Raw genomic sequence first — 6000 nt, forward strand, 5'->3', positions numbered from 1 at the left:
AACGCTATAATGCCTAAAAACACGGCAGGTCCGGGTAGCCAAACCATTAAATCCGCCCTGTTTATTAAAGAAGCCTGTACCAACTCCCATCTTCACCTTGATTAACAACTATACGTGTAACGACAACCTGTTTTTTTTAATTAAATTCCATCATATTGCCAAATCACGAAGTAAAACAGTGCCAAATCTGGAAGTAAAATATATTTTGATCTGCTGGCTGATACCTAGCGCTTCGGTGAGCCAATCACCAGACTTCTCCTAAGTGATCTTTGACTAGCAGGAGCCCGTTTAAAATTCAAACAATTTGTTAACAATACGTTATATAGAATAAATACTCCTACCTTAAGGTATAATTTAAGGAGATGTCTCAACCAAACTATGCCCATTTAAACGTATTACCTGCCCTGAAAAAGAAGGTAAAATTGTTTTATCCATTACCACACAATTATCGTTTTCTTAAAACACGTTACTTGCGCTGCTTTAATTTTTTATTGATTTCTCTTATAGCTATAACTAACGTAAAGAGTCAGTCATCCTCCGCAAATTGGGCTTCAGAGCTGCCCGCCACCTTAAAGGGTGAGTGGTATCATCCTGCCACCGGTAGCTGTACATTTGGATTTTATGACAGGGGCGCAGTTTTTGAAGGACGCTTCTGGCAGTATGATAGCCTGCAAAAAAGTAAAAAATCCATTCATCTGTATCTTACCAGCGAATATGGCCAAAAGGCAGTACTTGAGTGCAGCCTCAGTAACGACAAACTGAAGCTCAGTACCAGCAGTGAAAAAAATTTACCCAAAGTTTCATATTTTAGGTTCCGTGAACAATGCAGCATCAAACATAACCTACCTGCTATTGCCCGGCCGGGATTTTCAAAGGATACCGTATATTTCAACTATTATTCACAAAATGCCGTCGGCGGGCAGATATCTGTTGGAGTGAAGTCCCTTATTTTATCAATAGGCACAAACTATTACCTTCAGATTCAAAATAACGGCATGGTACATGTGGCCATTCCCGTGAAACGTCCCACCCTGCTTGAAGTTACCCTTTCTTCAACTTACAATAAGGAACCGGTCAAAATTATGATGGTTCCGGGATCAGAAATCACCTTACTGGAAACGAATGGTCAGTTGCATTATGGAGGCGCTGGTTCGTTACTTGCCCTTGAAATGCAACCATTATTTGAAAAACAGCATTACGGTTCTGGCCTAGATATTTTAAGCCTGATTAAGGGGAAGCTACAAGCCAACCAAAAACCCACGCCGGCCCAGTATAAGCAACAATTTTTAACCATCCGGGAAGACTTGCTGAAGCACCTGGACAGTGTTAAATCTGCCGGACAAATCAGCCCACTCAGCTATCAGATTGGCCGTTACAATATCATTTATGCTGTCGCAGATGCGCTATTACATTATACCGAGAAAACCAAAGACGGCTGGTATGCAGAAAACAGTGAACATACAAATGATGTCAATTCTATCAATGCGGCGCTTCCCTCCGATTATTTTGATTTTTTAAAAGGCCTCGACAATGACGAGGCTATCATTTCGCCCGCCTTCAGAGATTTTGTTGAATCGATCCGCAATCCCAATCAGCATACTGATTATCCGCCGCTCGATAATATCGGGATGGACACCATAGGTCATATTGCCCCGCAAACGCTGGCAAAGGATCTTTTACCACTGCAGCACTTAGACCCACCACTTACCGCCTCACAACGGCAATTATTACAGGACGTTTTGAACTTAACAGACAGTGCTGCTATCCAAAAATTCGTAAGCCAGCACCAGCAGGAATTCATTACGCTTTCGACCGATTACTATCTTATCTACATTTTAGATACCGTACCGAACTTTCTACTTGCCCGGTGTAGGCAGCAGTTTGGCTGGAAGCCTGGAATTCTGACAGACATCCTGGCACCAGGTAATCTGACACAGCAGTTCTTGTCACAGGGCCAAACAGGCATTCCGGAAGAATATTTTAAAGGCCCTAACCAGAAGTTTAGTAATCCATTTATTGCAGCCACACTTTTAGAAAGATTGCAAGAGATAAAAAATACCAGCACACAAATATCCGCTGCCCAAGCAATGCAAACAAATCAACACGCTATAAATTATAACAGTGAGGCGGAGTGGATGGATATACATCCTGAACAATTTATCAGTTGTGACACGATCCGCCGCAACGGCCTTACCCTTATTTTTGCGATTAATCAAATTGGGTTTAGCCAGCAAATAAAAGACAGCATGATTAAAACTTTCTTTGCCGTCTATCCTAAGCAGATGCAGGCTTATAACAAGGAGGCGGCTAAAAAAGTCATATTTGTGATGGATTCTGCCTGTCCTTTACTTGCTGCCACGGTACACAATGTAGTCCGGTTTCAGCCAAAATGGTTTAATACCAACCCAAAGGATTATGACGTTGTGACTCATGAGGTGATGCATATCATACAGCACTATCAAAAGAACAATTACAGTCCCAGGTGGCTTTCAGAAGGCATCGCTGATTATGTAAGGCAGATTTATGGTCTCCATAACGTTGATGCCAACTGGAGTATGCCTCCACTGATTAACGGCATGCATTATACCAACAGTTACCGGATTACCGCCAGATTTTTATATTGGATAACTGAGCACAAGGATAAGGATTTTGTAAGAGTTGTGGACAAAATGCTGAGGGACGACTCATATTCAAGCGCTGTCTGGCAGGAGCGCACAGGCAAGGAACTGGATCAGTTATGGTCGGCATATACAGAAAACCCGCAAATCGATTTACAACAGTTACATTCGTATTAGGGCGATTTCTTAAACTTTCCGATTATGAATCAAAATTTAAAACTTCTGCATAATTAAAATTATTTATAACTGGCCAAAACCACTAAAATTTGTACCTTTTAGCTGGATTTGATCAATGAGCAACGTTATTCTGTTAGAATTCAGCCATCAAAATATGATCTATGAATAGAAAATTTTATATTATACTAGTTGTAGTAGCTGTTCAGATTCCGGCTTTTTTGTTAACCGGTAACGCAGCTTTAATGGCAAATACTTTAAATCATCATCAAAAGGATCTACAACACAATTATCCGTACACAATTCGAGATACGATTCCCAAGAGCCGCATAGATGGAATATACAAGATCAAATCACTCCATAAAGAAGATATAAACACCTCTATTCTTGCCACAAAGCCATCAATAAATCTGAAAGACTTTTCCACTGCAAAAACTGTAATGGATCAGACAGGTCAACCTACTTTAGAAATTGACTTGAATAATATGGGCCGAAAAAAATTTTATGAACTTACTAAAGCAAACATAAACAAACCACTGGCCATTGTCCTACAAGGGAAAATAGTATCCGTCCCTTTTATAAACTCAGCTATTGATAGCGATCAAATCCTGGTTAATGGGATTGGAACTTTAAGAGAAGTAACTGACATTGCAAATAACTTAAATAAAGCTTTAAAAAAGAACAACAAATGAATTCAGCATTCATTTTTAAAAGAATAAGATAAAGTTATCCCATCCTTGCCTTGTGTGCATAAAAAAAGTCTCAATAATTACTTATTGAGACTTTTAAAATAAATATGGCAACTACCTACTCTCCCAGGGATAATACCCAAGTACCATCGGCCATGAGGGGTTTTAACTACTCTGTTCGGTATGGGAAGAGGTGAAGACCCTTGGAATAACCACCCAACCACTTACCGCATCATAACGGCAATTATTACAGGACGTTTTGAACTTAACGGACAGTGCTGCTATCCAAAAATTTGTAAGCCAGCACCAGCAGGCATTCATTACACTTTCGACCGATTACTATCTTATCTACATTTTAGGTACCGTACCCGACTTTCCGCTTGCCAGATATAGGCAGCAATTTGGCTGGAAGCCTGGAATTCTGACAGACATCCTGGCACCAGGTAATGCCCCAGCTATTCTTGTCGCAGGGCCAAACTGGCATTCCGGAAGAATATTTTAAAGGCCCATTAATGCTCTTACAAAACTGAAAACATCCAAGTAAAGTGGTCAATTATGCAAAAAGGTGAATCCACAACGCATGCTCCTTGCAATAAAAGAAGCTTGTACCGGCTCCACTTCACCTAGACTAACAACATTAAGTATAACGTAACCAGGCTTTTATAATTAAATTCAATCATGCTGCCAAATCACGAAGTAAAACAGCGCCAAATCGGGAAGTAAAATGCTGCCAAATCACGAAGTAAAACAACGCCAAATCGGGAAGTAAAACAACGCCAAATCACGAACTTTGTGTACCGTTATACAAACAAGCAAGCATAAATGCCTAAAAATAAGTATATACCTAGAATCTGCGATACAGCACTTCAAAATGCTCTTGAGAGAATGGGCGCGGTATTGATTGAAGGCGCAAAATGGTGCGGTAAAACCAGCACCGCTGCAAATGTAGCAGGCAGTACCCTTGACTTGCAAGATCCCGACAACACCAACTCATACCAACAACTGGCGGATACCAAGCCTTCGCTTTTACTCAAAGGCGAAACGCCACGCTTGATAGATGAATGGCAAATGTCTCCCGGCCTTTGGGATGCAGTACGTTTTGAAGTCGATAAACGACAGAAAACCGGGCAGTTTATATTGACTGGGTCCACCCGTCCAGCAGATAACGTGACTGCCCATACAGGCACCGGGCGTTTTGCCCGTATTTTAATGCGCCCTATGAGTTTGTATGAATCAAATGGTAGCATTTCGCTTGCTGCGTTGTTCGAACAGGATCATGATATTGAGGCCGTCTCCACGTTAAGCATACAGCAAATAGCTTATGCTATATGTAGAGGCGGATTCCCGGCCACCATAGACAAGCAGGAAAAAATAGCGTTGCAAATGCCAATAGATTATGTCGAAGCAATTATCAACCATGACATTTCTGATGTTGACGGCGTGGATAAAAACCCCAACCGAGTTAGGCTACTATTACGTTCCCTCGCCCGAAACATTGCCACAGTAGCTACGGCACCCACTATTTTAAAAGATATTGAAAGTACAGAAACCACAATTTCAGACAAGACCCTTGCCGTATATTATAATGCGCTTCAACGTATTTATGTAGCTGAGCCCTTGCCTGCATGGTCACCTTCTCTACGTTCCAAAACCGCTATTCGAACTTCAAATAAGCATCATTTTGTGGATCCTTGCATAGCCACCGCAGTAATGCGTGTCAACCCCTCAGGGATTTTACAAGATTTTGAATACTCCGGGTTTCTATTTGAAGCATTGTGCGTCCGTGACATGCGGATATATGCACAAAATAGTGATGGCGATGTCTTCCACTACCGTGACAAAACCGGGCTGGAAGCAGATATGATTGTTGCCTTGCGTGATGGACGTTGGGGTGCAATTGAAGTAAAATTGGGCAACAAACAAATTGAGGAAGCGGCAGAAAATTTATTGACACTCAAAGCAAAGATCGATACCGAAAAAATGCGTGAGCCTTCTTTTCTAATGGTCGTAACTGGTGGACAATATGCTTTTAAACGCGAGGACGGTGTTCTGGTTGTCCCAATAGGTTGTTTAAAAAATTAGCTGTGCCCGCTGATTCCCTTGAAATAATAAACATTGGGTAAACTATACGCCAACTGACTACAAATTAGCGTCTTATCTATGTGCATAAAAAAAGTCTCAATAATTGCTTATTGAGACTTTTAAAATAAATATGGCAGCTACCTACTCTCCCAGGGATAATACCCAAGTACCATCGGCCATGAGGGGTTTAACTACTCTGTTCGGTATGGGAAGAGGTGAAGACCCTCGGAATAACCACCATAAAAAGGTCGTGTGCTGTCTTCGGATACTTCTTGGTATCACACACTTAAATAAGGTCATATTGGAAAAGCTCATAAGAGCAACTATACCTACCATTTCAGAAGTAAATATAGATTTAAAAAATAAAGCTTACGGGCAATTAGTACTACTCGACTTTGATGTTACCACCTTTACATCTATAGCCTATCAACGTCATC

The 6000-nt window shown here is 41.1% G+C and carries 3 protein-coding genes and 2 rRNA genes; 3 read left to right on the plus strand and 2 right to left on the minus strand.

Annotated features, from left to right (window positions below):
- The first annotated feature begins 362 nt into the window (after window positions 1-362).
- Together BLU80_RS11745 and BLU80_RS11750 are read left to right on the plus strand one after the other, a co-directional pair.
- A complete protein-coding gene (locus BLU80_RS11745) occupies window positions 363-2795 on the plus strand; it encodes a basic secretory protein-like protein (RefSeq protein ID WP_091398433.1) in 2433 nt (810 codons plus the stop codon).
- A 161-nt stretch (window positions 2796-2956) separates the two neighbouring features.
- Window positions 2957-3484 carry a SecDF P1 head subdomain-containing protein gene (locus BLU80_RS11750; protein WP_091398435.1) on the plus strand — a complete coding sequence of 176 codons (528 nt, stop codon included), beginning with the start codon at window positions 2957-2959 and terminating at the stop codon, window positions 3482-3484.
- 102 nt (window positions 3485-3586) lie between these two features.
- Here the strand turns inward: BLU80_RS11750 and rrf (BLU80_RS11755) are convergent.
- A 5S ribosomal RNA gene (gene rrf / locus BLU80_RS11755) occupies window positions 3587-3701 on the minus strand.
- A gap of 602 nt (window positions 3702-4303) precedes the next feature.
- Between rrf (BLU80_RS11755) and BLU80_RS11765 the strand changes: the two genes are divergently transcribed.
- On the plus strand, window positions 4304-5563 hold the full coding sequence (locus BLU80_RS11765; RefSeq protein ID WP_091398440.1) for an ATP-binding protein: 1260 nt from the start codon (window positions 4304-4306) through the stop codon (window positions 5561-5563).
- 128 nt (window positions 5564-5691) lie between these two features.
- On the opposite strand, the gene rrf (BLU80_RS11770) is transcribed toward BLU80_RS11765, so the two are convergent.
- Window positions 5692-5805: ribosomal RNA gene (gene rrf / locus BLU80_RS11770) — 5S ribosomal RNA — on the minus strand.
- Window positions 5806-6000 lie beyond the last annotated feature (195 nt).

It is taken from the genome of Arachidicoccus rhizosphaerae (assembly GCF_900107765.1).
Taxonomy (GTDB): Bacteria; Bacteroidota; Bacteroidia; order Chitinophagales; family Chitinophagaceae; genus Arachidicoccus; species Arachidicoccus rhizosphaerae.